The organism is Bradyrhizobium diazoefficiens USDA 110 (assembly GCF_000011365.1).
GTDB lineage: Bacteria > Pseudomonadota > Alphaproteobacteria > Rhizobiales > Xanthobacteraceae > Bradyrhizobium > Bradyrhizobium diazoefficiens.
Map to the genome: position 1 here is coordinate 4,319,928 of NC_004463.1, position 26,787 is coordinate 4,346,714.

Annotated in this window: 24 protein-coding genes and 2 pseudogenes; 10 read left to right on the forward strand and 16 right to left on the reverse strand. The window is 63.9% G+C overall.

Going from position 1 to position 26,787, the window contains the following annotated elements; all coding sequences use genetic code 11:
- Positions 1-306 precede the first annotated feature (306 nt).
- Entirely contained in the window at positions 307-834 is a 528-nt protein-coding gene (locus BJA_RS19300) for a hypothetical protein (RefSeq protein ID WP_011086671.1), read from the reverse strand.
- A complete protein-coding gene (locus BJA_RS43675) occupies positions 831-953 on the reverse strand; it encodes a hypothetical protein (RefSeq protein WP_257784513.1) in 123 nt (40 codons plus the stop codon). The genes BJA_RS19300 and BJA_RS43675 overlap by 4 nt, the downstream gene beginning before the upstream one ends.
- Positions 954-1,090: 137 nt before the next feature.
- Between BJA_RS43675 and BJA_RS19305 the strand changes: the two genes are divergently transcribed.
- Positions 1,091-2,226, forward strand: a protein-coding gene (locus BJA_RS19305; protein ID WP_085973330.1) for an IS3-like element ISBj3 family transposase whose coding sequence is annotated in 2 segments (ribosomal slippage) — positions 1,091-1,349 and positions 1,349-2,226 — 1,137 coding nt in all. Because the reading frame shifts where the segments join, the coding sequence is not laid out codon by codon here.
- 724 nt (positions 2,227-2,950) lie between these two features.
- Here the strand turns inward: BJA_RS19305 and BJA_RS19310 are convergent.
- Positions 2,951-3,535 (reverse strand): annotated as a pseudogene (locus BJA_RS19310) (IS3-like element ISBj3 family transposase); the annotation flags it as partial.
- A 118-nt stretch (positions 3,536-3,653) separates the two neighbouring features.
- Positions 3,654-3,779: pseudogene (locus BJA_RS43860) on the reverse strand (DUF6538 domain-containing protein); the annotation flags it as partial.
- Positions 3,780-4,059: 280 nt separating this feature from the next.
- Between BJA_RS43860 and BJA_RS19315 the strand changes: the two are divergent.
- Positions 4,060-4,422 carry a DUF1428 domain-containing protein gene (locus tag BJA_RS19315; RefSeq protein WP_038966868.1) on the forward strand — a complete coding sequence of 121 codons (363 nt, stop codon included), beginning with the start codon at positions 4,060-4,062 and terminating at the stop codon, positions 4,420-4,422.
- A 31-nt stretch (positions 4,423-4,453) separates the two neighbouring features.
- Positions 4,454-4,579 carry a hypothetical protein gene (locus BJA_RS19320; RefSeq protein ID WP_236842238.1) on the forward strand — a complete coding sequence of 42 codons (126 nt, stop codon included), beginning with the start codon at positions 4,454-4,456 and terminating at the stop codon, positions 4,577-4,579.
- Here BJA_RS19320 and BJA_RS19325 read toward each other — a convergent pair.
- A complete protein-coding gene (locus BJA_RS19325) occupies positions 4,561-5,247 on the reverse strand; it encodes a TetR/AcrR family transcriptional regulator (RefSeq protein ID WP_038966869.1) in 687 nt (228 codons plus the stop codon). The two genes, BJA_RS19320 and BJA_RS19325, sit on opposite strands and share 19 nt — an antisense overlap.
- 107 nt (positions 5,248-5,354) lie before the next feature.
- On the opposite strand from BJA_RS19325, the gene BJA_RS19330 reads away from it, so the two are divergent.
- A complete protein-coding gene (locus BJA_RS19330; protein WP_011086677.1) occupies positions 5,355-7,643 on the forward strand; it encodes an arylsulfatase in 2,289 nt (762 codons plus the stop codon).
- A gap of 15 nt (positions 7,644-7,658) precedes the next feature.
- Here BJA_RS19330 and BJA_RS19335 read toward each other — a convergent pair whose 3' ends face one another.
- The 3 genes from BJA_RS19335 to BJA_RS19345 form a co-directional block, all read right to left on the reverse strand.
- Complete coding sequence (locus tag BJA_RS19335; RefSeq protein ID WP_038966870.1) at positions 7,659-8,222, reverse strand: invasion associated locus B family protein; 564 nt, start codon at positions 8,220-8,222, stop codon at positions 7,659-7,661.
- A gap of 64 nt (positions 8,223-8,286) precedes the next feature.
- The gene (locus BJA_RS19340) at positions 8,287-11,433 is read right to left on the reverse strand and encodes a multidrug efflux RND transporter permease subunit (RefSeq protein ID WP_011086679.1); all 3,147 of its coding nucleotides are present in this window, start codon (positions 11,431-11,433) and stop codon (positions 8,287-8,289) included.
- Entirely contained in the window at positions 11,430-12,602 is a 1,173-nt protein-coding gene (locus tag BJA_RS19345) for an efflux RND transporter periplasmic adaptor subunit (protein ID WP_038966871.1), read from the reverse strand. The genes BJA_RS19340 and BJA_RS19345 overlap by 4 nt, the downstream gene beginning before the upstream one ends.
- 399 nt (positions 12,603-13,001) lie before the next feature.
- Here BJA_RS19345 and BJA_RS19350 point away from each other — a divergent pair, with 399 nt between their 5' ends.
- The 6 genes from BJA_RS19350 (at position 13,002) to BJA_RS19375 (ending at position 18,990) form a co-directional block, all read left to right on the forward strand.
- On the forward strand, positions 13,002-13,241 hold the full coding sequence (locus tag BJA_RS19350) for a hypothetical protein (protein WP_028170951.1): 240 nt from the start codon (positions 13,002-13,004) through the stop codon (positions 13,239-13,241).
- Positions 13,242-13,468: 227 nt separating this feature from the next.
- Positions 13,469-16,000 carry a TonB-dependent receptor gene (locus tag BJA_RS19355; protein WP_011086681.1) on the forward strand — a complete coding sequence of 844 codons (2,532 nt, stop codon included), beginning with the start codon at positions 13,469-13,471 and terminating at the stop codon, positions 15,998-16,000.
- A 19-nt stretch (positions 16,001-16,019) separates the two neighbouring features.
- Positions 16,020-16,709 (forward strand): Fe2+-dependent dioxygenase, encoded by a 690-nt coding sequence (locus BJA_RS19360; protein WP_011086682.1) that lies wholly within the window; start codon positions 16,020-16,022, stop codon positions 16,707-16,709.
- A complete protein-coding gene (gene exbB / locus BJA_RS19365) occupies positions 16,706-17,686 on the forward strand; it encodes a tonB-system energizer ExbB (RefSeq protein ID WP_011086683.1) in 981 nt (326 codons plus the stop codon). The genes BJA_RS19360 and exbB overlap by 4 nt, the downstream gene beginning before the upstream one ends.
- A gap of 3 nt (positions 17,687-17,689) precedes the next feature.
- The gene (gene exbD, locus BJA_RS19370) at positions 17,690-18,154 is read left to right on the forward strand and encodes a TonB system transport protein ExbD (RefSeq protein ID WP_011086684.1); all 465 of its coding nucleotides are present in this window, start codon (positions 17,690-17,692) and stop codon (positions 18,152-18,154) included.
- 8 nt (positions 18,155-18,162) lie between these two features.
- The gene (locus tag BJA_RS19375; RefSeq protein WP_011086685.1) at positions 18,163-18,990 is read left to right on the forward strand and encodes an energy transducer TonB family protein; all 828 of its coding nucleotides are present in this window, start codon (positions 18,163-18,165) and stop codon (positions 18,988-18,990) included.
- Here the strand turns inward: BJA_RS19375 and BJA_RS19380 are convergent.
- The 8 genes from BJA_RS19380 to BJA_RS19415 form a co-directional block, all read right to left on the reverse strand.
- Positions 18,978-19,400 carry a hypothetical protein gene (locus BJA_RS19380; RefSeq protein ID WP_011086686.1) on the reverse strand — a complete coding sequence of 141 codons (423 nt, stop codon included), beginning with the start codon at positions 19,398-19,400 and terminating at the stop codon, positions 18,978-18,980. The two genes, BJA_RS19375 and BJA_RS19380, sit on opposite strands and share 13 nt — an antisense overlap.
- Before the next feature lie 63 nt (positions 19,401-19,463).
- Positions 19,464-20,144: a site-2 protease family protein gene (locus BJA_RS19385; protein ID WP_011086687.1), complete on the reverse strand. Its 681-nt coding sequence runs from the start codon at positions 20,142-20,144 to the stop codon at positions 19,464-19,466.
- 150 nt (positions 20,145-20,294) lie between these two features.
- A complete protein-coding gene (locus tag BJA_RS19390) occupies positions 20,295-20,687 on the reverse strand; it encodes a GFA family protein (protein ID WP_011086688.1) in 393 nt (130 codons plus the stop codon).
- 1 nt (position 20,688) lies between these two features.
- Positions 20,689-21,822: a serine hydrolase domain-containing protein gene (locus BJA_RS19395; RefSeq protein WP_236842239.1), complete on the reverse strand. Its 1,134-nt coding sequence runs from the start codon at positions 21,820-21,822 to the stop codon at positions 20,689-20,691.
- Positions 21,823-21,891: 69 nt separating this feature from the next.
- Positions 21,892-22,638, reverse strand: coding sequence for an SDR family NAD(P)-dependent oxidoreductase (locus tag BJA_RS19400; protein WP_011086690.1), 747 nt, complete (start codon positions 22,636-22,638; stop codon positions 21,892-21,894).
- Positions 22,639-22,762: 124 nt separating this feature from the next.
- The gene (locus BJA_RS19405) at positions 22,763-23,494 is read right to left on the reverse strand and encodes an SDR family oxidoreductase (protein WP_038966876.1); all 732 of its coding nucleotides are present in this window, start codon (positions 23,492-23,494) and stop codon (positions 22,763-22,765) included.
- 138 nt (positions 23,495-23,632) lie between these two features.
- Complete coding sequence (locus tag BJA_RS19410; protein ID WP_011086692.1) at positions 23,633-25,462, reverse strand: IlvD/Edd family dehydratase; 1,830 nt, start codon at positions 25,460-25,462, stop codon at positions 23,633-23,635.
- Between the two features lie 121 nt (positions 25,463-25,583).
- Complete coding sequence (locus tag BJA_RS19415; protein WP_028170959.1) at positions 25,584-26,684, reverse strand: LacI family DNA-binding transcriptional regulator; 1,101 nt, start codon at positions 26,682-26,684, stop codon at positions 25,584-25,586.
- Between the last annotated feature and the right edge of the window lie 103 nt (positions 26,685-26,787).

The following is a 26,787-nucleotide window of genomic DNA, read 5'->3' on the forward strand; positions in this document are numbered from 1 at the left end:
GTCATGCTTGCCACCGAGCACCCCTTGAGGTCTCTTCACGTCGCTGAGGAAACAGGGAGGGCTCATGAAAAGCTTGGGTGGTGTCGTGCTGGCGCTCATGTTGGCATTCTGTAGCGGTTCGCTGCGAGCGGAGCCAATCACCGCCGCAGAAATAACGGTTGTGGATGGCGACACAATTGACGCGCGCGGCCAACGCTATCGAATGATTGGGTACGATACGCCAGAGGTAGCCACGCCTAGACGCAAGGTCGGATCAGATGAGCGGGCTGTGGCGTTGCTCGCGAAGGAGCGGTTAGCGGAGCTTCTTCACTCTGGAGCACTAGACCTCGCCGAAGTCCCCTGTTCGTGCTCCAAGAGTGCGCTGAGCAAGGGCACATGCAACCACGGACGCAAGTGTGCGAACTGTCGAGCAAGATAGTCGATATCGGAGGCCGTCCATTCCGCATCGAGGGCGGACGATAGGCGGTCGCAGTCGAGCATGTTGCGACAGGCCGCACGGATGCCCGCGAACTCTGGAGGCACCTTCGGTCTTGTGGCGCGAGTGGCCTTTATGGCAGATCGTGCGGCTTGCGCTTCTTCAAGCTCTTTCCATCGAACTTGATCGGCGGCCTGTTCTTCAGGACTATAGTAGCGCCGCTTCGATGCGTCTTGGATGGCGATACGGAATTTGAGGTCGCCCTTGCCCGTGTATCGGCGGGCTTCTGCCTCGATACCGGAGGCAGTCCACCCTTGGCGGATGGCTTCGCCAAGCATTAGACGTTCTTGGAAGTCGCGGCAGATGGAACGGAGGAATTTGAAAGCCTCGCGTGCGCCGGGGTGTGGTGTCGTGGTCATTCTTCAGATTTTTGCGGATAGGGACGGGAAGCATGCAGGGCGATAGGACGCCGCTCGCGTTCCTTGAGGAACCGATTAGCGAAGCGGTCACGCAGCAGTGCTGAGTTGATCACTGCCATGAGTATGCGTCTGCTCACGGCGAAGAAGGGTCTGCCGGTGTGCCAGCGGGAGAGCTGGCTCCGGAAATCTGGACAGGGCGGTAAGTGGAGTTTCTGCCTGACGGCGGGCAAGATTGTCCCGCGAATCAGGAGAGACGATGAGCAGACGAGCCCGCCGGCAACACGCACCGGCATTCAAGGCCAAGGTGGCGTTAGCGGCGATCAAGGGCGAGATGACGCTGGCCCAGCTGGCTGAGCATTTCGACGTGCACCCGAACCAGATCACGCAGTGGAAGTCCCAGCTTCAGGAGGCGGCGGCCGAGGTGTTTGGTCCTGGCGGTGGCAACAGAGCGAGCGAGTCCGCGGTAGACGTGAAAACGCTGCACGCCAAGATCGGGGAGCTGACGCTTGAGAACGATTTTTTAGAAGGCGCGCTCAGCAAAGCCGGCCTGCTGAGCGCAAAGCGATGATCGACCGTGAGCACGACCTGCCGATCACCAAACAGGCGGAAGTTTTGAAGATCAGCCGTGGCAGTATCTATTATCTACCACGTCCGGTGTCGCCCGCCGACCTCGCGATCATGCAGCGGCTTGACCGGCTGCACCTGGAGTTTCCTTTCGCCGGTTCGCGAATGTTGCGAGACCTGCTGGCTGCCGAGGGGTGCAAGATCGGCCGCCGGCATGTCAAAACGCTGATGCGGCGGATGGGGATAGAGGCGCTCTATCGCCGGCCGCGTACCACCAAGCCCGAACCCGGGCACAAGATCTATCCGTATCTGCTGCGCGGGATGGAGATCACAGGCCCGAACCAGGTCTGGGCGATGGACATCACCTACATCCCGATGGCGCGCGGCTTCGTCTATCTCGCGGTGGTGCTGGACTGGTTCAGCCGCCGGGTGCTGTCGTGGCGCGTCTCGATCACTATGGAAGCCGCATTCTGCGTCGAGACGCTGGAGGACGCTCTCGCTCGCCATGGCAAGCCGGACATCTTCAATACCGACCAAGGCTCGCAGTTCACGGGCGCCGCGTTCACCGGCATGCTCGCCAGTCATGGCATCGCCATCAGCATGGACGGTCGGGGCGCCTGGCGCGACAACGTGTTCGTCGAGCGTCTGTGGCGCAGCATCAAATACGAAGAGGTCTATCTGCGCGCCTACGACACCGTGTCCGACGCCCGCGCCTCGATCGGCCGATACCTCGCCTTTTACAATGGCCGGCGTCCCCACTCGAGCCTTGACGGCGGCACCCCCGATCAAGCTTACTTCAGCCCGCTGCCGTTCCGCGCGGCAGCCTAACTCTGGCAGAAACTCCACTTATCGACGCGGAATTGCTGTTCAGATAACCGGGGCCAGCTCTGGGCGAAGTCGGCAAGCCTACCTTCGGTCCATCCTTGCTGGAGCACCATGTTGAGCTTGGAAAGCTCTGAGGGTGTCATGCAGGCATGGAAGAACGCACCGAAGAAGTGGGAGGGCGCTGTGAAGTTGATGGTGATTGTCTCGATTTTCGGGTGTTGGGAAGCGCGCGCCCCTGTGTACAGGCGCACAGCTTGAGGCTTAACCCACGCCTTCGCAGCAATAAGTGCGCCTACGGGGCTTGTGAGCGATGTGGCGACGATCAGACCTCGCCTCCGTGTATAGGTGGTCGCTGGATCGCCTAAGACACTGCACCAGAGTGCTAAATGACCTCTGGAGCCCCTTTCAGGACGCGGAGCCGCAATCGAACAACGGCAAAGGGCTTTAGCTGCCCTTCTCGAAATCGATTTCCCTGTTCGTCACTTAAGGGGCAAGGGTCGGAGGGACCCTATTCTACCAAGCAAGCGCGCGCTTCCGTGCATAGGTAGTCAAATAAATCGCTAAGCTATTGATACTGATAGGGAAATGCTGCATTTTCGCCGTAGGCGGACGGAGCCCAATTTTTGGGTCTCTTGCGTCCTTGGTGGGATGGATGGTGCAGCACAAAGAGCTGGCCCCGGTTATCTGAACAGCAATTCCGCGTCGATAAGTGGAGTTTCTGCCAGAGTTAGGCTGCCGCGCGGAACGGCAGCGGGCTGAAGTAAGCTTGATCGGGGGTGCCGCCGTCAAGGCTCGAGTGGGGACGCCGGCCATTGTAAAAGGCGAGGTATCGGCCGATCGAGGCGCGGGCGTCGGACACGGTGTCGTAGGCGCGCAGATAGACCTCTTCGTATTTGATGCTGCGCCACAGACGCTCGACGAACACGTTGTCGCGCCAGGCGCCCCGACCGTCCATGCTGATGGCGATGCCATGACTGGCGAGCATGCCGGTGAACGCGGCGCCCGTGAACTGCGAGCCTTGGTCGGTATTGAAGATGTCCGGCTTGCCATGGCGAGCGAGAGCGTCCTCCAGCGTCTCGACGCAGAATGCGGCTTCCATAGTGATCGAGACGCGCCACGACAGCACCCGGCGGCTGAACCAGTCCAGCACCACCGCGAGATAGACGAAGCCGCGCGCCATCGGGATGTAGGTGATGTCCATCGCCCAGACCTGGTTCGGGCCTGTGATCTCCATCCCGCGCAGCAGATACGGATAGATCTTGTGCCCGGGTTCGGGCTTGGTGGTACGCGGCCGGCGATAGAGCGCCTCTAGGCTTCCACTCAGAAGCGTCCCGGTAGAGCGCGGCGAGTGTGTCATCTCCGCCCTTCTCAAGCTCGGCAATCTTTCGTTGGAAGCCGTGCACGTAGTGGTGTTTGAGGCGGTTCGCTTCAGCGAGGCTGTCGGTCTGGAGGGACTTCTTGAAGCGCTTCTGACCAGCCTTGGCCTGAAGGCGCTTGGGGATCTCGACGACCACCGAATATGTGTTGTGCTGCTTGACGAGGTACTTGCTGTCCATCCAACCCACCTAGGAAATCCACCTAGACTTACGGCCGGAAGTGCTTACAAACAAGCGGTTATTGGGCTTTTGATGCTGGTGGATGCGTGTCCAGGTTCCCCAGCCAGTTCAGGCGCTTTTCCCAAGCCATGATTGACCCGCCCCGCGGCCGCGCCATTTGCGAAGCCCCGCTCGCCGTGCCGCCGCTCGCGACGGTTTGCCTCATCTGAAAGCGCATCCGCGGCGTCGGATCGCGGCGCGCTCCATCGTCCTTGGGACATACAACCCAAGGAGATCCGTGATGCCCTATGTCGATGGTTTCGTGCTGGCCGTGCCGAAGGACAAGATCGAGGCCTACAAGGCGCTGGCGAAGACCGCCTGCGCGGTCTGGATGGAGCACGGCGCGCTCGATTATGTCGAATGCATCGGCGACGACGTTCCCTATGGCGAGCTGACATCGTTTCCGCGCGCGGTGATGGCGAAGGAGGATGAGCTCGTGGTGTTCTCCTGGATCGTCTATCGCGACCGGAAGACGCGCGATGCCGTCAACAAGAAGGTGATGGCGGACCCTCGGCTGAAATTGGACGGCATGCCATTCGACGGCAAGCGCATGATCTATGGCGGCTTCACGACGCTGCTGCGCGCGAGCGATGTTATCAGTTGAGTGAGGTCGAGCAGGGAGGCTCGTGGCCCGGATGGAGCGTAGGCGAAATCCGGGTCCGCTGTCCGTGCTCCAGGTCGGCAGAAGCGTGCTGTCGGGCACCGCGGCCGCGCTCGCCGAGGACCCGCAGGTGCAGAAGGCCTATCTCGGTGTCGGGTGACCCATCTCCGCCTGAAGCAGCAGCAACAGGCAACCGGCGAGCCGCCTCTCCATCTCTTTCGACGAAAGCGACAGCGGTCCGGGATCGTTGAGGATCGCGTTCACCAGCGTGCCCAGCACGACCTGGAAGCCGAAGGCGATGGTGCGGGTCTTGGCGGCCTTGCGCCTCTTGCCCATTCCCTTGCCCATGGCTGGCAACAGGAGAGGGGTGGCGCGCATCGTGGTGGCTTGGGCGAGCGCCTTGAACGGCGTCCATTTGTCCGGGCGGGTGTCGTCATGCTGAAGCGCTGCGCGCAGCACGCCCTCGTGGTTGCGCATCCAGGCGATGATGCCGCCGACGATGACATGGCAGAGCTTGTCGAGGCCGGTGTCGGGTGACGGGCGCCTGATCTCGCCCAGCCGCTGCTCGCCGTCGCGCGTGGCCAGCGCCATCAGGGCGTTGAAGTAGGCCTCTTTGCTCTCGAAGCGGCTGTAGAAGGCGCCGACGGTGACGCCGACCTCGGCGCAGAGCGCCTCGATCGAGAGTTCGGCAAGGCTGCGCGCCCGCAGCATGTCGGCGCCGGCGCGCAGCAGCGCCAGCGTCGTCTCCCGGCTGCGCTTCTGGCGCGACGGGGCGACGCCCGGCAGGTCGAAATCGCGAAATCCGGGCTCTTCAGAACGTGCTCGCATCCGCGCTTGCATCCGTTTCAAATCATAATCATAATTCTGATTATAATTTAAGCGTGGTCAGACCGCGGGTCAACCGTCCGGTTCACGCAACAAGCAGGGAGAAGCAGATGAGCGCAGGCAGCGGCACGCCGTTCCGCGGCACCGTCGGCAAGACGGTTGCGGAGTCCAAACCCTGGTGGCCGCAGGCACCGAGGCCGCCAGAGGGCGCGCCGAACATCCTCATCGTGCTGTTCGACGATGTCGGCTTCTCCGATTTCGGCTGCTACGGATCGTCCATCAAGACGCCGGCCATCGACCGGCTCGCTGCGGAGGGCCTGCGCTATTCCGGCTTCCACACCACGGCGATGTGCTCGACGACGCGTGCGGCGCTGCTCACCGGGCGCAACCACCATTCGGTCGGCGTCGGGTGCCTTGCCAATTTCGATTCCGGCTATCCCGGCTATCGCGGCAAGATCGCGCGCGAGGCGGGGACGCTCGCCGAGATGCTGCGGGTGCACGGCTATCGCAACTACATGGTCGGCAAGTGGCACGTCACCCCGCTGACCGAGAGCGGCGCCACCGGCCCGTTCGACGGCTGGCCGCTCGGGCGTGGTTTTGATCGTTTCTACGGCTTCCTCGATGCCGAGACCGACCAGTATGCGCCTGAGCTCGTCTCGGACAACACGCACATTGATCCGCCGGGCACCTATGCCGACGGCTATCACCTGACCGAGGACCTGATCGACCAGTCGATCCGCTTCATCGGCGATCACGTCGCCGACCGGCCGGATATTCCCTGGCTCACCTGGGTCGCGCTGGGCGCCTGCCATGCGCCGCATCAGGCGCCCGCCGATATCATCAGGAGCTACGACGCGGCCTTCGCGCACGGCTGGGACGTCGAACGGGAGCAGCGCCTGGCGCGCCAGAGGGCGATGGGCCTCGTGCCGGCGGCAACGCGGATGCCCGCGCGCAACGACGGCGTGAAGGCCTGGGAGGAGCATACCGCGGACGAGCGCCGCGTCTTCACGCGCCTGCAAGCAGCCTTCGCCGGCATGCTCGACCATTCCGATCGCCATCTTGCCCGGCTCGTTGCGTTTCTCGAGACGGCCGGCATCCGCGACAATACTGTCATCATCGTGATGTCCGACAATGGCGCGAGCCAGGAGGGCGGGCCGCTCGGTTTCGTCAACGCGATGGGGCCGTTCAACTTCAAGCCGGAGCCAATCGCGGAGAAGCTCGCCCGCATCGACGACATCGGTGGGCCCGACACCCACAGCAATTTCCCGCATGGCTGGGCGATGGCGTCGAACACGCCGCTGCGCCGCTACAAGCAGAACACGCATGGCGGCGGCATCCGCGATCCCTTCGTCATCAATTGGCCGAAGAAGATCGCAGGCAAAGGCGAGCTGCGGCACCAGTTCGTGCACGCCTGCGACCTCACGCCGACGCTGCTGGAATTGATCGGCATCGAGGCGCCGCCGACGATCGCGGGCTGCCGGCAGATGCCGCTCGAAGGCGAGAGCTTTGCGCGCTCGATCACGGACGCGTCCGCGCCCTCAAAAAGCTCGCCGCAATATTTCGAGATGTTCGGCCATCGCGGCCTCTGGCAGGCGGGGTGGAAGGCGGTCGCCTTCCATCCGCCCGGCACGCCGTTCGAGAACGACAGATGGGAGCTGTTCCATCTGGATCAGGATTTCTCCGAGACGAATGATCTCGCCACCAAGGAGCCGGAGCGTCTCGGCCGCATGATCGCGACTTGGTGGGAGGAGGCGGAGAAGCACAACGTGCTGCCGCTCGACGACCGTTTCGGGCCGCGCTTTGCGGAGAACGCCGCGCGCTTCCACGGTGCGCGCCACCATTTCGTCTTCCACCACGGCATGGGTCACGTGCCGACCGATGTGGCGCCCGACGTGCGCAGCCGCAGCTACACGATCGAGGCGCATGTCGAGATCGACGAGGCGGGCGCCAACGGCGTGCTGATCGCGCACGGCGATGCGACGTCGGGCTACAGCCTCTACGTCAAGGACGGCCATCTCGTGCACGACCTCAACATCGGCGGCAGCCACCAGGTCGTGCACTCGAACCGCAAGGTGCCGTCAGGTGCGCGGCGGCTCGGTGTGCGCGTCGAGCGCCTCCTGCGCAAGGAGCCGCCGGCCAAGGGCTCGCGCACCGGCGTTACCGAATACACGCTGCTGATCGACGGCGAGCCGGCGGGCACGCTCCAGACCCAGCTCGGCTTCCACACGCTGATCTCGTGGTCCGGCCTCGACATCGGCCGCGACCGCGGCAGCCCGGTGTCGCATTACGAAGCGCCGTTCGAGTTCGAGGGCCGGCTGCTGCGCGTCACCGTCACCATGCACAACGACCAGAAGCTCGACGGTGATGCCGTCGGCAACGCGCAGATGGCGCGGCAGTAGGGGCGAAACGTCCCGTTACTTGATCTTGTCGTAGGCGGCCGCGAAATCGCCCAGCGGCATCGGGATCGCGATCGTCTCCTTGGCCATGTTCTGGAAGGAGACCTTCAGCTGCTTGCCCGACCGCAAGGCTGCAAGCAAGTCCGCCGCGATCGGCGTCGAGGCGTAGCAGCCGCGGTTCTCGCAGGTCTGGATCTGGAGGTCGACCGTCTTGCCCTCGTCGACCTGGAGCTTGGCGCCGATCGGAAGGTTGAGGCCGAGCGGCAGTTGCAGCAGTGCCACCGGCGTGCGGGTGTCGGGCGCGATGCGGATGTTGATCAGGACGATGGTCTGGCCGGTCTTGGTCAGCACCGCGTTCTGCTCCATCGCGCATTCGAGCGGCGCATCGCGGCTGACGCTGGTGCAGCGCACGACCCAGCCGGCCTGCTGCGCGCCGTCAGCCTGCGGCTGTGTCGGCGCCGGCGCGGGCTGTGCGGCCGGGGCAGGAGCCGCGTTCTTCTTGGCGCTCTGCTGGGCATACGCGGCACCGGTCGACAACAGGAGGCCGGCGGCAAGGGCGACAAGTCTGGATTGCATGGGCATGGCGAGACTGCGTTGGCGTGAACCGGAAGCCTCGCTGTAGCGTCGCGGGAGCAGCGGCGCAAGCTTACTCGGCGGCCTGCTTGACGGTGCCGCGCGCGGGTGCCTCGTGGCCTTCGCCGTCATCCGAACGGCCCCAGCCCGAGAACCAATTGTTGAGCTCGTCGAGATAGAGATAGACCACCGGGGTGGTGAACAGCGTCAGCGCCTGGCTGACGATCAGCCCGCCGACCATGGCGTAGCCGAGCGGCTGGCGGATCTCGGCGCCGGTGCCGTGGCCGAGCATCAGCGGCACGCCGCCGAGCAGTGCCGCCATCGTCGTCATCATGATCGGGCGGAAGCGCAGCAGCGCAGCCTGGCGGATCGATTCCGCCGGCGTCTTGTGCTCGTCGCGTTCCGCGGCGATGGCGAAGTCGACCATCATGATGCCGTTCTTCTTCACGATGCCGATCAGGAGGATGATTCCGATCAATGCAATGAGGCTGAAATCGAAACCGGACGCCATCAGGATCAGGAGCGCACCGACGCCGGCCGAGGGCAGGGTCGACAGGATGGTGATCGGATGGATGTAGCTCTCGTAGAGGATGCCGAGGATCAGATAGACCACGACGAGCGCGGCGAGGATCAGCAGCGGCACGGTGCCGAGCGACTGCTGGAACGCCTGCGCAGTGCCTTGGAAGCTCGAGTTCAGCGTCGGCGGCGCGCCGAGATCGGCCATCGCCTTCTGCACGGCTTCGGTGGCTTGGCCGAGCGCGACGCCCTGGGCGAGGTTGAAGCTGATGGTGATCGCCGGAAACTGGCCCTGGTGGCTGATCGAGAGCGGGCGGACCGGATCGGTGGTCCAGGTCGCGAAGGTCGACAGCGGCACCTGGTCGCCGGTCAAAGGCGATTTCAGATAGAGCTTGTTCAGGCTCTCGAGACTGCCCTGCATCTCCGGCAGGATCTCGAGGATCACCTTGTAGGTGTTGAGCTGGGTGAAATACTGCGTGACCTGGCGCTGTCCGAAGGCGTCGTACAGCGTGTCGTCGATCAGCTGCGGCTGGATGCCGTAGCGTGAGGCGGTGTCGCGGTTGATCTTGAGCTGGACCGTGGTGCCCTGCGTCTGCTGGTCGGTCGCGACGTCGCGCAGCTCCGGCAGCGTCTGCATCTTGGCGAGGATCTTCGGTGCCCAGTCGTTGAGCTCGCCGAGATCGGCATCCTGCAGGGTGAACTCGAACTGCGTGCGGGTCGGCCGGCCGCCGAGCCGGACGTCCTGGGCCGCCTGCATGTAGAGGCGGGCGCCTTCGACCTTGTCGAACTGCGGACGCAGTCGCGCGATGATCTGCTGGGCCGATGCCTCGCGCTGGTTGCGAGGTTTCAGCGTGATGAACAGGTTGCCGTTGTTGCCGGCGCGGCCGCTGCCGCCGATCGACATGGCAACGCTGGCAACGTCGGGATCGGCCAGGATGATCTTGCCCAGTTGCTCCTGGCGTCTCACCATCTCCTTGAACGAGATGTCCTGCGAGGCTTCGGAGGTCGCCGTGATGAGGCCGACATCCTGCTGCGGGAAGAAGCCCTTCGGGATCAGGACGAACAGGTAGATCGACAGGCCAAGCGTGGCGAAGAAGATCGTGAGCGTGGTACGGCGCCAGGCCAGGGCATGATCGAGGATGTATTCGTAGCCCCGCAGCATCCCGTCAAAGGCGCGCTCGCTCCATTGGTAGAACTTGCCGTGGGTCACCTCGCCATGGGCGCGCAGGAAGCGCGAGGCCATCATCGGCGTCAGCGTCAGCGACACGAACATCGAGACGAAGATGGTCATCGCCAGCACGACGGCGAACTCGCGGAACAGACGGCCGATGATGCCGCCCATCAGCAGCAGCGGGATCAGCACCGCGACCAGCGAGATGCTGATCGAGACGATCGTGAAGCCGATTTCCTTCGAACCCTTGAAGGCGGCCGCCATCGGCGATTCGCCTTCCTCGATGTAGCGGGTGATGTTCTCGAGCATCACGATGGCGTCGTCGACAACAAATCCGACTGCGATCGTGAGTGCCATCAGCGACAGATTGTCGAGTGAATAGCCGACGACCCACATCAGGGCGCACGCGCCCAATAGCGCCAGTGGAACCGTGATGGTGGGAATGACGGTCGCCCAGAAGCTGCGCAGGAAGATGAAGATGACCATGACCACGAGGGCGATGGTCAGCAGCAGTGTGAACTGCACGTCCTCGACTGCGGCGCGGATGGTCGTGGTGCGGTCGCTGATGAGCTCGATCTTGATCGCGGGCGGAATCGCCGCCACGAGGCGGGGCAAGGTCGCCTTGATCTTGTCGACGGTCTCGATGACGTTGGCGCCTGGCTGCTTGAATATCACCAGGAACACGCCGCGCTTGCCGTTGGCCCAGGCCGCCTGCTTGGCATCTTCGGCGCCGCTGACCGCCTGGCCGATGTCGCGGATCCGCAACGGACCGCCGTTGCGATAGGCGATGATGACGTCGTTCCAGTCCTTGGACTGGGTGAGCTGATCGTTGGCGTAGATCGTGTAGGCGCGCTTGTCGCCGTCGATATTGCCCTTGGGGCTGTCGACCGTGGTGATCGCGATCTGGCTGCGCACGTCCTCCATCGATAGGCCCTTGGCGACGAGTTTCGCCGGATCGACCTGAATGCGGATGGACGGCTTCTGCTGGCCGCCGATGAACACCTGCGCGACGCCGGAGAGCTGGCTGATCTGTTGGGCGAGCTGGGCGTCGACTGCGTCACTGACGCTGGTCAGAGGCAGCGTCTCCGAGGTCGCCGACAGCAGCAGGATCGGCGCGTCGGCCGGGTTGACCTTGCGATAGGTCGGCGGCGAGGGAAGATTCTTCGGCAGTTGGCCACTGGCGGCGTTGATGGCGCCCTGCACGTCATTGGCCGCGCCGTCGATGCTGCGGTTGAGGTCGAACTGGATGGTGATCGACGCGGTGCCCAGATAGCTTGTCGAGGTCATCTGGGCGATGCCGGGGATCTGGGCGAACTGGCGCTCCAGCGGCTGCGCCACCGACGAGGCCATGGTTTCGGGGCTGCCGCCCGGCAGGTTGGCGGTGATCTGGATGGTCGGAAAGTCCACCTGCGGCAGCGGCGCGACCGGGAGCAGGGGATAGGCGACGAGACCGACAAAGAGAATGCCCGCCATCAGCAGCGAGGTGCCGATGGGATAACGGATGAAAGGTGCCGAAATCCCGCCCGCGTTCATTCCTGTCGAACCTTGTTCTGGGCCGGATCCGAACTCGCCACCGCCGTCGAGACGAGGCTTCCGGGCTGCACCTTGAACTGGCCACCGGTGATCACCTGCTGCCCCGGCGCGAGGCCTTCGTCGACGACCGAACGTCCGTCGATCGCGTAGCTGACCTTGACCTTGTGCACTTCGGCCTTGTTGTCCTGATTGACGGTATAGGCGTAAAGGCCGTTGGTCGAATGCTGGACCGCATCATCCGGGACCACCGTCGCGTCCTTCAGCGTCCGCACCAGAAGCCGCGTCGAGACCGACTGTCCCGGCCACAGCGTGTGGTCCTTGTTGTCGAACACCGCCTTGAGCCGGATCGTCCCGCTGGTCGTGTCGACCTGGTTGTTGATGACGGCGAGCTTGCCCTCGGCCAGTGTCTTCTTGCCGTCGGTGGTGAACGCGATCACCTTGAGTGCCCCGGCCTTCTGGCCCTCGCTGATATAGGCGAGCTGATCTTCAGGCGCGGTGAAGATCACCGAGATCGGCTCGACCTGCGAGATCGTGACGATACCCGTCTGCGTCGAGGCGTTGACGATGTTGCCGACGTCGACCTGGCGCAGGCCGGCGACGCCGGTGATCGGCGCCTTGATCTGGGTGTAGTCGAGCTGGGTCTGGGCATTGGAGATCGCGGCGTCGTCGGCGGCGATCTGGGCGGTGAGCTGGGCGACAGTGGAGCGCTGGGTGTCGACCCGCTGCGCGGTGGCGAATTCGCCGAGCTTCATGGCGCGCTGGAGCTCGAGATTGGCGTTCGCCAGATTTGCCTCGTCCTGCGCCTTCTTGGCCTTGGCCTGGTCGAGCGCGGCTTGATAGGGACGGGGATCGATCGAGACCAGAAGCTCGCCCTCTTTGACGATCTGGCCTTCGGTAAAGGCGATCCTGTCGATCTGGCCGTCAACCCGGGGCCGGACCTGGACGGTGTTGAAACCCTGAACCGTGCCGAGACCGGTCAGGTAGACCGGGAAATCGACCTTCTGGACCGGCGCAACGCTCACGGGAACGGCGGGGGCGCGGGGCGGACCTTTTTGTGCCGTCTGGGTTTTTCCGGCATTCGGCGAGCCGAATTTCTGCCAACCATAGTAACCCGCGGAGGCCACGGCCGCGATGATCAGAATCCAGAGGATCGGCCGTGTTTTTTTCATATCGGCTCGTGTCGGCTCTTGTGCCCTCATTTACGAATTGTGGGGCAATCATTGGGTTCCAAGGCGCTTGTATAATACACGCCAAGTTCCAGTGTAAACAGCACTATCGATCGGGAATCCTAAACAATTGGAAAGCTTTGCACGGCTTAGGCAACTCGCTGGCGCGCCGGTGTGCAGTGCTGCATTTTCCCGCCGCGAGCGATCAGCGTGCAAAAATGAGGCAATGCCCGTAGCCGGTGTGGGTGGCCGCGGCGAGTTGGGAACGAGGCTGGCGCAACACCCGGGCAGGAGCGTCGGGATGTGCGCGTTCCGAGAACGGTTCTAAATCGCGCGGGCGGTGTTTCGGTTGTCAGGAAAATCGGCATCGTTCATATCGGCGCGCCACAACGGGAGCGCAGGATGGACGAATTGAACGGCAAGCTGATCGCGTGTCAGATTCTGATCACGGGATTGATCGCCCGCGTCGCCAACGAGCAGCGCGACCCCTTGCGCTTCCTCACCGACTTCCGCGACGAGATCAAGGCGGTGGTGAAGGGAGTCAACATCGCCGGCATGGACAACACCGATCGTGTGCGTGCCGTCGCGCAGAAGACTGTCGACGAATTGTTCTCGCTGATGAAGCCGCCGAGCAGCGATTGACGCTGCGCACGCGATCGTTGATTTCGCGGCTTTTTTCGCGCTCGTTTTAGAACGACTCCAATTTCACTTTAGAACCGTTTGAAACTGTAGATTAGAATCGTTTTGATCTGGACTTATTCAAGCGTTCTCGCGGCTTGCCCGCATTGACCCACTATTTTGCCGTCGATACCAACAGCCCAATCGCTCATCGAAGTGAATGAGCGGACATGAAGATGGGGCGTGTTGTAATGGGGCAGGTGGTCGCACCGAAGTCGTTGCGTTCGGTCGCAGCATTCGATCTGGCGTATGAAAAGTCCGCGGGCATTTCCGGCAAGAAGGTCTCGGCAGTCGCAAGCCTGATCGCGGCGGCGTCGGTGTCGAGCGGCGCAGAGGCGCAGCAGTCGAACCTGCCGCCGGTGACGGTCGATGCTCCGGTCCAGCGTCCGCGCCCGACGGCCTCGAAGCCCACGCCGGATCAGGTCCGCGCCCGCAACGCGCTTCGCCGCGCCGCGCCGCGCCAGCAGGCCCAGCAGGCTGCTCCGGCGACGCCCTCCGGACCCGCCGACGCGGATCCCTATGCCGATCCGGCCGCGCCCTACAAGGTCGATCACGTGCAGGCCGGGGGCAAGTTTCCGGAGAAATTGGTCGATACGCCGAAGTCGATCACGGTTCTCAGCAAGGAAGTGCTCGAGGACAAGAACGCCACGACGCTGAAACAGGCGATTCTCAGCACGGCTGGCGTGACGCTCGGGTCGGGCGAGGGCGGCAATGCATTCGGTGACCGCTTCTTCATCCGCGGCTTCGACGCGCGCAACGACATCTTCATCGATGGCGTGCGCGATTCCGGCGTCAGTGTGCGCGAGAACTTCTTCACCGAGCAGGTCGAGATCCTGCGCGGTCCCGGCTCGACCTTCTCCGGCCGCGGTGTCGCCGGTGGTGCGATCAACATCGTCACCAAGCAGGCGACGACGGCAAAGAGCTTCTACAACATGGACACCACGTTTGGCACCGACCAGACCAAGCGTGTCACACTCGACGTCAATCAGGTGATCGACCCGACGCTCGCCGTCCGCGTCGGCGGCCTGTTCCAGGATGCCAATGTCGCCGGCCGCGACTACGTCACCGACAATCGAAACGGCGCCTTCGTCGCCACGACCTGGACGCCGACCGATACGGTCAAGGTCACCGGCAACTACATTCACACCGAGCTGACCGGCCGCCCGGATTTTGGCGTGCCATATTATCGGCCTAGCACGACGTCGACTGCCGGCGGTCCGTTTCCGGACTTCGGCGCCAATCGCAATAACTGGTACGGCTTCGTCAACCGTGACTTCTTCCGGACCGGCCAGGACATCGGCACGATCAACGCGGAAGTGCAGATCACCCCCGATCTGATGATCAGCAACAAGATCCGCGCGTCCCGCTCGACGCAGAATTACATCGGTACGCTTCCTGAAGCGCCGAAGCTTGTCGATCCGCTCTCGGCCTCGACGCTGAGTGCAAATCCGCAGAGCCGATTCCAGGTCACGGACGTGTTCGCCAACCAGACCGAGGCAACTTACAAGTTCAACGACGATGTAGGCTTCAGGCACACCTTGCTCGGCGGTGTCGAGTATGATCGCGAGAGATCGTCGATCGACAGTTATACCGGCCTCAGCTCGGAGCTGACGACCGGCACGCCCTTCAGCGGCAGCGGATCGAAGACCGACGTCAGCGTGTTCGCTCCGCAATATACCAATCTTCCCTTCGGGATTCCGAGCCTCACCGGAAGTCCCACCAAGATCGGCATCGACACCGTCAGCGGCTACGTCATGGATAGCGCAAACTATCGTGACTTGGTGATCCTGAACGGCGGGTTCCGCTATGATGACTACAGCATCAACACGCGGAAGCTCGGCAGTCCTGGCCAGCAATCGGCGGAGTTTCTAATTCCGAACTTCAACCTCGGCCTGACGTTGAAGCCGGCACCGAACGGCAGTGTCTATGTGGCGTATGCGACCTCGGCGAACCCGGTTGGTGCCGAATTCGACGGCACCAGCACAGCCTATGGCGGCCTCAACCCGAACCTGCCGGGCGGCAATACGCAGATATTCGGCCCCGAGAAGAACAAGGCCATCGAACTCGGCACCAAGTGGGAGCTGTTCGATCGTCATCTGCTTCTGACCGCAGCGTTGTTCCAGACGACGAAAGAGAACGCACGCGAGTCGCAGAACGTGGGCAGTGCGGCCGCTGCAGCTCCTTTGGGATGCGTCTATCCGACCGGAACGACTGGCAATATATCGTGTATCACCGCTGGAGCAGCCTACCGCATCCGCGGCATCGATCTCGGCGTCGGCGGCAAGATCACCGACAAGTGGAGCGTGTTTGGCGGTCTCGTGCTGATGCAGTCGGAAGTGACGCAGTCGCTGGCGCCGTCGGCCAACAAGGCGCTGTATCCGACCAATGTCGGGCGTCCGCTCGCCAACATCGCGCATGAGTCCTTCAGCTTGCTGACGAAGTACCAGCTCACCGACGTCTGGGAACTGGGTGGGCAGGCGGTCTACCGTTCGAAGATTTACGGCGGCACTTTGCTCGCGGCCAACCAGGGCACGTCGATTCCGAGCTATTGGCGTTTCGACATGTTCGCGGAGGCCAAGATCAACAAGAACTGGCAGGTCAAGCTGTTCGTGAACAACATCTTCGACAAGCGCTACTACGACGCGTTGTACCAGAGCGCGGCACCGTTCGTGCTGGAGGCTCCGGGCCGTGCCGCCTATGTGGTGCTCTCGGCGCGCTACTGATGGAGCGATAATCAGTTTCATGCTGACATGCATCGAAAACGTTCTCAGCAAGGATGATGTGGCGGATTTCCGCCGCATCATGGACGCCAGCGCATGGGAGGACGGCCGCTCCACTGCCGGCTCGCAGTCGGCCATGGTCAAGCGCAACGAGCAATTGCCGCCGGACAGCGAGGTCGCGCGCAAGCTCGGCAACCGGATCATCTCGGCGCTGACGTCGAACCCGCGCTTCATCGCGGCGGCGATCCCGCTTCAGATATTCCCGCCGCTGTTCAACCGCTATGCGGCGACCAGCGGTCACCATTTCGGCCTGCATGTCGACAATGCGATCCGCGGCGACCGCCTGACCGGCCTTCGCATCCGCACAGACCTGTCGGTCACGCTGTTCCTCGCCGAGCCGGACGAGTATGACGGTGGCGAACTTGTGATCGAGGACACCTACGGCTCGCACGAAGTCAAGTTGCCAGCCGGCGACTGCGTGCTCTATCCCTCGACCAGCCTGCATCTGGTGACGCCGGTGACCCGGGGAGCGCGGGTTGCATCTTTCTTCTGGCTTCAGAGCATGATACGGGACGATCAAGCCCGGAGCATGATCTTTGACCTCGACACCGCGATACAGGCGCTGGTGGAACGGCTCGGGCGTGACGATCCCGAAACGGTCAAATTGACGGGTATCTATCACAACCTCATTCGCTACTGGGCCGAAGTATGAAGATCATGTCCTTCCAAGCAAGCCGTGCCGCAGTCTTGATGCTGGCGGCCGCCTGGCTCGCATCTCCGGTTTCTGCCCAGACACAGACCCCGCCTGCGGCCCCGGCACAGTCTACGGCCCGGCCGGCTCCGATCAGCCCGGTCCCAGCGGCACCATCGACGCCCGCGCCTGCCGTCCCGGCGCCTGCGGCCTCGACGGCGACCGCTCCCGCGGCAGCGACGGCATCCCCCGCAGCCATCGCTCCGGCGACTGCGAAGCCCGACGCCGCGTCCGCTACCGCGCCGGCCATGAAGGAATTGTCGCCCTGGGTGATGTTCATGTCGGCGGACGTCATCGTGAAGGCGGTGATGATCGGGCTCGCCTTCGCATCGCTGATGACCTGGACCGTCCTCATCGCCAAGTCGATCGAGCTGTCGGTCGCGTCCGGCAGGCTTCGCTCGGCGCTGAAGAAGATCTCGGAGGCACGGTCGCTCGCTGAAGCGCAGATGGCGCTCGGCACCAAGGAGGGCATCCTGCCGTCCTTCCTGGCGGCAGCGCTGCGCGAGGCACGGATGTCGGCCGGCCTGTCCAGCGATGCCGGCATCAAGGAGCGCGCGGCCTCGAGCTTTTCCGAGATCGTGCGCGCGGAGGCGCGGCGCATCCGCATCGGCATGGGCGTGCTCGCGACCATCGGCTCCACGTCGCCCTTCGTCGGCCTGTTCGGCACGGTCTGGGGCATCATGAACAGCTTCATCGGCATCTCGAAGTCGCAGACCACGAACCTCGCCGTGGTCGCGCCCGGCATCGCCGAGGCGCTGCTCGCCACCGCGATCGGCCTCGTCGCCGCGATCCCTGCGGTCATCATCTACAATCACTTCTCGCGCGTGACGAAGAGCTATCTCGAGCTCGTCAGCCGTGCCTCGGGCGCGGCGGGGCGGCTGCTCTCGCGCGATCTCGATCGCAGCCACGGCAGCGTGCATTCGCGCGCGGCGGAGTGAACCATGGCCGTTTCGCTCGCAGACAACGATGATGACGACGACTTCTCGGAAACGCATGACATCAACGTCACGCCGTTCATCGACGTCATCCTGGTGCTGCTGATCATCTTCATGGTCGCAGCCCCGCTCTCGACGGTCGATCTGCCGATCGATCTGCCGACGTCGAGCTCGACGCCGCAGAAGAAGCCGGACAAGCCGACCTATCTCAGCATCAAGCGCGATCTGACGCTCGCCATCGGAGAGGATTCCGTCCACCGCGCCGAGCTGATCGGCACGCTCGACGGGCTGTCCGACATGAGCAAGGACAAGTACGTCTTCCTGCGTGCCGATCGCTCCGTGCCCTATGGCGAGTTGATGGGCGTCATGGAGCTGTTGCGCTCCGGCGGCTACACGCGGGTGAAGCTGGTTGCGCTCGAAGGCCCGCCCACGGCGGCGGGATCGGCCGCCGCTGGCGCGGCGCAGCCATAGGGGGCGTCATGTCCGACGTCGAACTCGAACCCAGACCAGCCCGGCGGCTTTGGATTTTGGCGGCGGTTGCGGCGCTCGCGCTCCATTTGGGCGGGGCCGCGCTGGCGCTCGCGAACCTGCGGGCCGACGATGGCGACGAGGGGCTGGGCGCTGCGGGAGCGGAGTTCGCGGTCGAGATGACGTCGCCGCCGGTTCAGGAGTCCGACAGGGCACCCGGGCCGACGGACTCTGAGGAGCAGGAAGAGCGCCCGGCGCTGCCCGAGCAGAAGGCCGAGGTCAAGGAGACGGATCTTCCACAGGATCGGCCGCAACAGGCCGAGGATCCCGATCGCCTCGTCACCGAGAACAAGCCGAAGAAGGAGCAGGACGACGATCCGAAGGTGGCCGCCGTCGAAACGCCGGCCATGGAGGCATCGCAGAAGTCGGTCGCCATGGAGCGCCAAACCTTTGAAGACGCCACGCGCGAGGCCGAGAAGGCGATGGCGCCGGTTCTCGGCATCGGCAAGGACATCCTGAAGCTGACGGCCGACTGGAACCGTAAGATCAGCGCGCACCTATCTGCGCACAAGGTCAACCCGGAGGGCAAGGAGCCCAATAACCAGACGGTCAAGGTGAGCTTCGCGCTCAACCGACGGGGGAACGTGATCTCGGTTGACGTCGTGGAGTCGTCCGGAGATGCGGCTTACGATGCCGCCGCGATCTCCATGGTCCACAAATCCGATCCTTTCCCGACACCGCCCGCCGCGCTGACCGAGGACCGGATCGAGCGCACGGTCCCCATCATCTTCAAGCCGCCGGACGAGAAGAAAAAGAAGAAGACGGCTCAGCGCCAGTAGAGCCGGATTCCGACATAGACCACGACCAGGCAGGCGAAGATCAGCGCCACCGGAAGCGGTCGCTTCTGGGTTCCACCGAGTGTCGTCGCCCCGAAGGCGGCAGACCTCTTCGGCTTCGGTGCCGGACGGCGGAAAGCGGTAACATTGTCCGCCGCCGTTTCAGGCGGGCGGGTGCGGACGTCGGGCGGGGTTCCGGCGCCGCCCATCTCGGCATAATAGGCCCGGTAGATCGCGCCGATGGTGGCTTCGGTAGCCTCGCCCTCGCTCATCTGCGCCAGCAGGTTCTTGTAGCTCGCGAGGAACTCCTGGGCTTCCGGCGGCAGCGCGGACGACCCGTTGAGCTTGGCCATCATCTTCCAGGTGGCAAAATCGGCGCGGGCTCGGGTGTCGGCGCGTCGCGCGATCAGCATATCGGCAGCTTTGACCAAGTCGGCCTCTGGCCCTTCGGCTTGTGTTCGGGTGTCGTAGTTCAACTACGCGTTGCCGGTCAGGAAGAGAACAGCCTGAATCACATAACCGGTCAACGTTCGCAGTATTGCTGAAATAACATCAAGATTTAGACCGAACTGCGAGCCCGCAAGCGGCAGCAGGATCAACAGGCCGATCAGGATCAGCATACCGAACGGCTCCAGCCGGGCCAGCGGCAGGGCGAGCGGCCGTGGCAGCAGCCCGACCGCGACGCGCCCGCCGTCGAGCGGCGGGATCGGCATCATGTTGAAGACGGCCAGGACGGCGTTAATCAGCAGCGCATTCTTGAGATTGTCGAAGATCCACTGCGCGGACCCCGCCGGCGCCAAGGGCAGGGCGTGGAGGGTGAGAGCCGCCGCCAGCGCCAGCAGGATGTTGGTCGCGGGCCCGGCCAGCGCCACCCAGACCATGTCGAGCCTGGGGTTGTTGAGCTTGCGGAAATTCACCGGCACCGGCTTGGCGTAGCCGAACAGGAATGGCGAATGCGCAAACAGCAGCATTGCCGGCAGGATCAGGGTACCGAAAGGGTCGATGTGGCGGAGCGGATTGAAGCTGACGCGGCCGAGCTGCCAGGCCGTGTTGTCACCGAGCCGGTGCGCGACGAAGGCGTGCGCCGCCTCGTGGAAGGTGATGGCGAGCACCAGCGGCAGCACCCACACCGAAAGGTCATAAAGGGAAATGTTCACGGCTCGTCCGTCCCGGTTTGCCTGCGGCCTTGCAGCCGTCCCAGCCAACCGGCGGTGCAGCAACGCTTCAGCTCAAGATAGGGTGGCCGGTTCCGAAATACCACGCCGCAAATGACCGGCGGACCGCCCCCGCCGTGCAGTCGTGCAAATTCATGCAGGAATCGTCGTCTGATATTGTATCAGGCCGTCGTCGAGCTTCAGCCAGGCGAGCTTCTCCGACACCCAGATGTGCTCGGTCGGCGCGAAGGCGTTGCGGTCGTCGAAGGTGGCGAGTGCTACACCGGCCAGCGTGCCGTTGCGTCGCCAGGCGAACAGGCGTGTGCCGCAGCGCTTGCAGAACACGCGGTCGATGTTCTCGGACGAGGCATAGCGCTCGGTCTCGCCCTCGACGGTCAGCGCACGCTGGTCGAATTGTGCGCGGGCGAAGTAGGGCGAGCCCATCGCCTTCTGGCACAAGCGGCAATGGCAGATGCGGACGTTGAGCGGCTCGCCCTCCGCCTTGAACCGCACCGCGCCGCACAGGCATCCACCTTCCCGGATCATGTCAGGCCACCCGCCATTCGCCGACCTGGCGCGCCATGCTCCAGTTGAGATTGTCGAGATCGCCATCCATGTTGGAATTCCCGCGTCTTGTGTTGGTGAAGGCTGCCCAGCAGAAGCCGCCATGGGTGCGCACGGCAATCGTGCTCGTGCCCGGCAGGCTGCCATTGTGCCACCAATTGTCTGACTTGTTGACACAGAAACCCTTGGCATAGTCCGGGCTGTAGCTGGGCGCGGTGGTCATGATCTCTATGGTGCGCGGCCGCAGGATGTTCGCGGGTCTCGTGTAACCGTCGACATGCATCAGGAACTGCACGAGATCCGCCGGCGTCGCGATCCAGCCGCCATGGGAATCCATCCGCCTCACTTTCATGTCGTAGGGATTTTCGCCCTGGCCGTAATAGGCGACCTCGCCGGTCTGGCGCTGCTCGCGCGTGTTGCCCGCGATGGTCATGTCGGTGACGCCGCAGCGCGCGAGCACATCGGTGCGGACGTGCTCGGCATACCGCTGGCCGGTGAGCTTCTCGATCACGCGCCCGAGCACGCAATAGCCGAAATTGGAGTAGGCGTAGTGCTGGCCCGGCGGGCGGTCGAGCGGCCGGTTGGCCAGCGTCCAGGCGATCAGCTCGGCATGATCCATCCGCGGATGGGTGAACATGGGATCGCGGTTGTCGTTGCTCCAGCCGCCGGCGGTGTGGGTCAGCAGATGCTCGAGCGTGATCTGGTCGATGCCGGCGGAATAGGGCGGCTGTCCGTAATCGGTGCCGAGCAACGCGCCCGGGCCGAACACGCGATCCGCCAGCTTGAGGCGGTTCTCCTCGATCAGGCGGAAGATCGTGACCGAGGTGATCATCTTGCTGACGCTGGCGATCCGGAACAGATGCCGCGGTGTTACGGCCTCGTTCCGCTCGATATCGGCAACACCGAAGGCGTCCTCATGGACAACAGTGCCGGCATAGCCGATAGCAACGGAGAGTGCCGGCACGCCGTACTTGTCCATGAAGCTGTGCGCGAGCCGTGCCATGGCGCCGCGCTCGGCGGGTGAGGGCGGGCGGATGTTCGGCGGGTTGGGCGAGAGTTGCGCGAACGTCGTCGACGACAGCAGCGGCAGCGCGCCTGCGCCCGCTGCGAGCTTCACGAAATCCCGACGCCCAAAATCCCGACAACCAAGCCGCATGGTCCGCCCCTTCCAGGGGCGGCCAATGCTTCAGTAGGTCGCCCGTCCACCGGAAATATCAAACACCGCGCCGGTGGAGAAGGCACAATCTTCGGATGCGAGCCAGCTCACCATCGCGGCGAGCTCTTCCACCTGCACGAAGCGCGCTTTCGGGATCTTCGACAGCATGAAGTCGATATGCTGCTGCGTCATCTGGTCGAAGATCGCGGTCTTCGCCGCCGCCGGCGTCACCGCATTGACGAGGATGTCGTGCGCGGCGAGCTCCTTGCCGAGCGACTTCGTCAGCGCGATCAGGCCGGCCTTGGACGCCGAATAGTGCGAGGCGTTCGGATTGCCTTCCTTGCCGGCGATCGAGGCGATGTTCACGATCCGCCCGTATTTCTGCTTGAGCATTTCCGGCACGATCGCCTTGCAGCAGATGAAGGGGCCGTCGAGGTTGATGCGCAGCACCTTGCGCCATTCCTCGAGGTCAGTCTCCCAGACCGGCTTGTTGACGCCTGCGATGCCGGCATTGTTGACCAGGATGTCGATCTTGCCGAAGGCGGCCAGCGTCGCATCGCGGGCCTGCTCGACGGCTGCGGTGTCGGTGACGTCGACCTTGAACACCCTGGTCTCGCCGCCGATCTCCTTTGCCGTCTTCTCGGCCAGCGCGGCGTCGAAATCCCAGATCGCGACCTTGGCGCCGGAGGCGGCGAAGCGCTGAACGATGGCGCGGCCAAAGCCCTGTGCGCCGCCGGTGACGATGGCGACGCGGCCGTTGAGGTCGATCTTGTTCATCGAAAAATCCCTCTATCTGTCCCTCACGGTGAGGAGCGCGCGCTTGGCGCGCGTCTCGACCCATGGAGCCCGTGGCCCGTCCCTCGAGACGGCGCTTGTCGCGCCTCCTCGGGACGAGACGTGATCAGAGCATGTAGCCGCCGTCGACGACGAGGTCGACGCCGGTGGTGAACGCGCTCTCGTCGCTGCCGAGATAGACCGCCATGGAGGCGATCTCGTCGGCGGTGCCGAGCCGGCCCATCTTCTGGCGGGAGATGAACATCTCCTTGCCCTGCGGTCCTTGCGCGGCGGCGCGGTCGAGCATCGAGGGCGTCTCAACGGTGCCCGGGCAGATGCTGTTGCAGCGGATGCCCTTGGTGATGAAGTCGAGCGCGACCGCGCGGGTCAGCAGCGACACCGCAGCCTTCGACGCGCTATAGACATAGCGGTTGGCGGGCGGCCGCAGCGCGGCGCAGGACGAGATGTTGACGATGCTGCCACCGCCGCCCGCGAGCATGTCCGGCAGGAAGGCCCTGATGGTCCGGTGCATCGACTTGACGTTGAGGTCGAACGAAAAGTCGAAATCCTCTTCCGAGCATTCCAGGATGGTGCCGTGGTGCACGAAGCCGGCCGCATTGAGCAGGATGTCGATCTTGCCGACGCGTTTTGCAAAAGCATTGACGTCGGCGGTGTTGCGCACGTCGAGCTTTGCGGTTTCGGCGATGCCTTCCTTGGCAAGGCCCGCGATGCCGCTCTCGTTGATGTCGGTGGCGATCACGGTCGCGCCTTCACGCGCGAATGCGATGGCGCATGCGCGCCCGATGCCTGCTGCCGCAGCCGTGATGACGGCGCGCTTTCCCTTGAGGCGGTCTGCCATTTTCTTGTTCTCCTTTGAATTTTTTGTCGTCATTCCGGGGCGCGCCTCTTTGCGCGAACCCGGAATCCATCGGGCCACAGCGTCGGTTGATCAATGGATTCCGGGCTCGCGACTTCGTCGCGCCCCGGAATGACAGTGTCAGTGATTATCCCGCGCCACTCCAAAGGTGCCGGCGACGTTCTGGTAGCGCGTGGCGAGCTCCATGCAGGCGCCGGTCGACTGCTGGCCGACGGTGCTGCGGTAGATCTCCTGCCACGGCGTCTGGTTCGGCGGATGCTTGAAGCCGCCATTGGCCTTGAGCTCGGCGTGGCGCTTCTTCAGCTCGTCGTCCGAGATCAGGATGTTGGCGCTGCCCTTGTTGAGGTCGATGCGGACCTTGTCACCGGTCTTGAGGATCGCGAGGCCGCCATTGGCGGCCGCTTCCGGCGAGGCATTCAGGATCGACGGCGAGCCCGAGGTACCGGACTGGCGGCCGTCGCCGATGCAGGGCAGGGACAGGATGCCGCGTTTGATCAGCGCCGCCGGCGGCTGCATGTTCACGACCTCGGCGCCGCCAGGATAGCCGATCGGGCCGGTGCCGCGGATGAACAGCACGCAGCGCTCGTCGATGTCGAGCGAGGCATCGTCGATCCGCGCGTGATAATCCTCCGGACCCTCGAACACGATGGCGCGGCCCTCGAAGGCGTTGAGATCCCCAGGCTTGCTGAGATAGCGGTCGCGGAATTCCTTGGAGATCACGCTGGTCTTCATGATCGCGGAATCGAACAGATTGCCCTTCAGCACCAGGAAGCCGGCGTCCTTCACCAGCGGCTTGTCGTAGGACCAGATCACGTCGTTGTCGGGCGTGGGCGCATTGGCGCAGTTCTCGCCGATGCCGCGACCGTTCACGGTGACCGCGTCTTCGTGGATGCGCTTGTGCTTCATCAGTTCGCGCACCACGGCCGGCACGCCGCCGGCGCGGTGGAATTCTTCGCCGAGATAGAAGCCGGCCGGCTGCATGTTGACCAGCAGCGGCACGTCGTGGCCGACCTTCTGCCAGTCGTCGATCGAGAGCTCGACGCCGATGTGGCGCGCCAGCGCGTTGATGTGGATCGGTGCGTTGGTCGAGCCGCCGATCGCCGAATTGATCACGATGCAGTTCTCGAACGCCTTGCGGGTCAGGATGTCCGAGGGCTTGAGGTCCTCCCAGACCATCTCGACGATGCGCTTTCCGGTCTCGTAGGCGATCTGGCCGCGCTCGCGATAGGGGGCGGGGATCGCCGCACAGCCCGGCAGCGAGAAGCCGAGCGCTTCGGCCAGCCCGTTCATGGTCGAGGCGGTGCCCATGGTGTTGCAATGGCCGACCGAGGGCGCCGAGGACGCCACGATCTCCATGAACTCTTCATAGTCGATCTCGCCGGCGGCAAGCCGCTCGCGCGACTTCCAGACGATGGTGCCGGAGCCGGTCCGCTCGCCGGCATGCCAGCCGTTCAGCATCGGGCCGCCCGACAGCACGATCGCGGGCAGGTTCACGGTCGCCGCCGCCATCATGCAGGCGGGCGTGGTCTTGTCGCAGCCGGTGGTCAGCACCACGCCGTCGAGCGGATAGCCGTAAAGGATTTCGACGAGGCCGAGATAGGCGAGGTTGCGGTCGAGCGCCGCGGTCGGGCGCTTGCCGGTCTCCTGAATGGGATGGGTCGGGAATTCCATCGCGATGCCGCCGGCCTCGCGGATGCCCTCGCGGACGCGGTGGGCGAGCTCGATATGGTGGCGGTTGCAAGGGGAGAGGTCGTTGCCGGTCTGGGCGATGCCGATGATCGGCTTGCCGGACTGCAGCTCGGCGCGGGTGAGGCCATAGTTCAGATAGCGCTCCATATAGAGCGCCGTCATGCCCGGGTTATGCGGGTTGTTGAACCATTCCTGCGAGCGAAGGTGGCGACGGGCGCCGTTACCGGCGGGCGCGTGCCCATTGGTTGGCTTTTTTGTCATTGGGTTCTCCTGCAATGCAACGCACTGGCGTCGGTCTTGGGGTGTCGGCTTGTGCGATGCCCAGCGGCGCTAGCGATGACCTGCCTTCCCGCTGGCGGGTCGTTTCCTCACAAATCCGATACTAGTCATGGCTACTTGGTAACGCTACCATTTTGTTCGCAGTGCCCGCACCTGACGCAGCCGGCCTGCCGTCCGGACGCCGCGCCGACGAGCTTTGCCGCTCGATCACCTTGAAGCCGAGATCGAGCACCGGCTGCTCCGGGCGCCGTCCGTCGATCGCCTCGATCAGCATGGTGGCGGCGGTCTTGCCCATCTCGTAGCGGTTGGTGCGCACGCTGGTCAGGGTGGGGACGGCGGAGGCCATGAATTCGAGGTCGTTGAAGCCGACGATCGCGATCTGCTCGGGGACGCCGATCTCGCGGCGCCGGCATTCGAACAGCACGCCGAGCGCGAGGTCGTCGTTGGCGCAGAACACCGCATCGAGGTCGGGCTCGCGTGCCAGGAGATCGGTGAACAGGGCGCCGCCGAGCGTTACGGACGTCGGCGTGGCGGTCGTGACGACGAGGCGTTGCTCGAACAGGGAGGCGTCCTTCATGGCCGAGACATATCCGTCCAGCCGCCGCTGCACCCGCGGGTCCATGCGCGCGCCGACGAATCCGATCTTGCGGTGACCTTGCGCGAACAGGTGGGCAACCGCGGCGCGCGCTGCCTCATAGTGGGAAAAGCCGATCATCATGTCGACCGGATTGGGCCCGATCTCCATGATCTGCACGATCGGACAGTCGGCCGCCTCCAGCATCGCGCGCGATTCCGCGGTCTGGTCGATGCCGGTGACGATCAGCCCGGCGGGCTTCTGCGCAAGAAACAGGCGCAGCAGCTTCTCCTCCTGGAGGATGCTGTAGCGTGTGTTGGACAGCTGGATCGAGTAACGGCCGCCTTCGGAGGCGTCATAGATGCCGCGCAGCACGTCGGAAAACACGTTGTTGGTCAGTGACGGAATCAAGACACCGATCACCTCGGTGCGTTGCGAGGCGAGCGCGCGTGCCGCCAGGTTCGGCACATAACCGAGCTCCTTGGCCGCGCTCTCGACCCGCGTCCGCTTGGCGACTGAGAGCGCTTCGGGGTTACGGAAGAAGCGGGACGCCGTGATCGGGCTGACGCCGGCAAGCTCGGCGACTTCCGCCAGCCGGATTTTGCCTGACTTGGTGCGTTTTCGACCCATTGCTGCTCTTAACACAGTCACTGCCGCAAACAAAGGAACGTTGACAGCGCTACCAGCAACGACTAACCAAAGACAAATTGCCAAAACCGCACAAACTGCCGAC